2 protein-coding genes are annotated in these 2000 nt (G+C 71.0%); both read right to left on the reverse strand.

Annotated elements, in window-relative coordinates:
* Window positions 1–76 precede the first annotated feature (76 nt).
* Entirely contained in the window at window positions 77–1003 is a 927-nt protein-coding gene (locus AB0I76_RS28685; protein WP_357041901.1) for a sugar ABC transporter ATP-binding protein, read from the reverse strand.
* Between the two features lie 206 nt (window positions 1004–1209).
* A partial coding sequence (locus AB0I76_RS28690; protein ID WP_357041904.1) for a LysR family substrate-binding domain-containing protein occupies window positions 1210–2000 on the reverse strand: 791 nt, incomplete at its 5' end.

Here is a 2000-nt window from a genome sequence, read left to right on the forward strand (position 1 = left end):
GAAAGGCACCGTCTGGTGGTCGTGTGCCTCCAGGACGGTCTCGTGCACCGCGCGGACGACCTCGCGGAACGTCGGGTCACCGCTGAGGTCGGTACATGCGGCCCGACCCGGCCAGGCCGGCCAGTCCGACGATCTCACCGGAGCGCAGGTCGAGGTCGACGTCGTGCAGCAGCCCGGCGCCGGCGCCGCGCACGGACAGCCGCACCTCACCGAGCCGCTCCGGTGTCGCCCGGGGCGGGTAGTAGTGGTCGAGTTCGCGGCCCACCATGAGGTGCACGAGCCGGCGGGTGTCCACCTCGGCGGTGCGGACCGTGTCGACCCGCCGACCGTCCTTGAGCACGGTGATCCGGTCGGTGAGGTCGAAGATCTCCTTCAACCGGTGCGAGATGTACAGGACCGTCAGGCCGTCGGCACGCAGCCGGCGGATCCGGTCGAAGAGGGCGTCCACCTCGTGCGGCGAGAGGGCCGCGGTGGGTTCGTCCAGGACCAGCACCCGGGGCCGGAAGGACAGCGCCTTGGCGATCTCCACCAGTTGCTGCTGCGCCACCGGCAGCCGCCCGACCAGGGCGCGCGGTGAGATCACGTCGTCGGCGTGCAACGCGGCCAGCAGCCGGGAGGCGTCCCGCTCCATCGCCGTACGGTCGACGCCGACGCGGCGACGGGGCTCGCGGCCGAGGAAGATGTTCTCCGCGACCGTCCGCTCCGGGAGCAGGTTGAGTTCCTGGTGGACGATGCTCACCCCGGCGGCCAGGGCCTGCCGGGGGTGGTGGAAGCGCACCGGCGCCCCGTCGAGCTCGATCCGCCCGGCGTCCGGTTGGTACACGCCGACGAGGATCTTCATCAACGTGGACTTGCCCGCGCCGTTCTCGCCCATCACCGCGTGGATCTCACCCCGACGGCACTCCAGCTGCACGTCGTGCAGGACCGGTACGCCGAGGAAGCTCTTGTCGATGCCGTACATGCCGAGCAGGACCTGGTCCCGCGATTCGATCTCATCCGCCATCCGCGTCACCTCGCGACGATCGACGACCGTGAAATCGAAGATTAGGCATGCTTCATCGTCGTGTAAAGCAAAGTTCAGATTTTTCCGTCGTTACTTTTGGCTGTTCCAGCCGAAAGTATTGGGTGGGCGTGGCGAAAGGCGATCAATGTCCAGAGAGGATGGTTCGTGCCTGACCGCGAGGGCGACCAGGGGTGGGAGAAGCGGATTCAGACGCCCGACGGCTGCCGTACCCCGAAGCCCGGGTTGCGCAGCAACCAGGCCAGGTACGCCGGGTGCGCCGCCAGCGAGTCGGTGTACGCGGCCAGCGCCGACTCCAGCACCAGCTCGGCGATCCCGGCGGCCGGGGAGTCCGGGTGCCAGCCGAGCATCAGCCGCCAGCGCAGCGGGATCCCGGCCAGCCGCCGGGTCACCAGGCCGGCGACCGGCCGGAAGGTGGCCTGGCACAGCGCGATCCCCTCGCCGGCGTCCACGAGGTCCAGGCAGCCGCGGACGTCGGCCTCGTACACCTTGCGGGGTGTGAAGCCGGCGCGGGCGCACGCGGCGGCGAAGCAGTCGCCGAAACAGCCGTCGCCCGGCGCCGCCACCCACTGCTCGTGACGGAGCTGCGCCAGGGCGATCTCGTCCCGGTCGGCGAGCGGATGCGTCTCCCGCAGCAGCACGTGCACCGGGTCGATCGACACCTCCCGCCAGATCAGCCCGAACTCCACCGACGGGGACGAGTCGCCGCAGACGCCGGTGAGCGCGAAGTCCAGGCGACCACCCGAGACCAACTGGGCCAGCTCGTCGACCGACCACGAGGCGTACGTGGTGATCTGGGCCTGCGGCTGCTCGGCGGCCAGCCGGTGCACCAGCCGGCCCAGGATCGGGCTGTTGACCCCGCCGAACCGGTACCGCCGGCGGGTGTCCCCGGCGCCGGCCAGCCGGGCCGCCTCGTCCTGGAGGCCCTTCATCGCCGGCAGCAGGACCCACGGCCCTCGGCGAGCTGGTGCTCGCCCGG

The organism is Micromonospora sp. NPDC049799 (genome assembly GCF_040656655.1).
Classification (GTDB): Bacteria; Actinomycetota; Actinomycetes; order Mycobacteriales; family Micromonosporaceae; genus Micromonospora.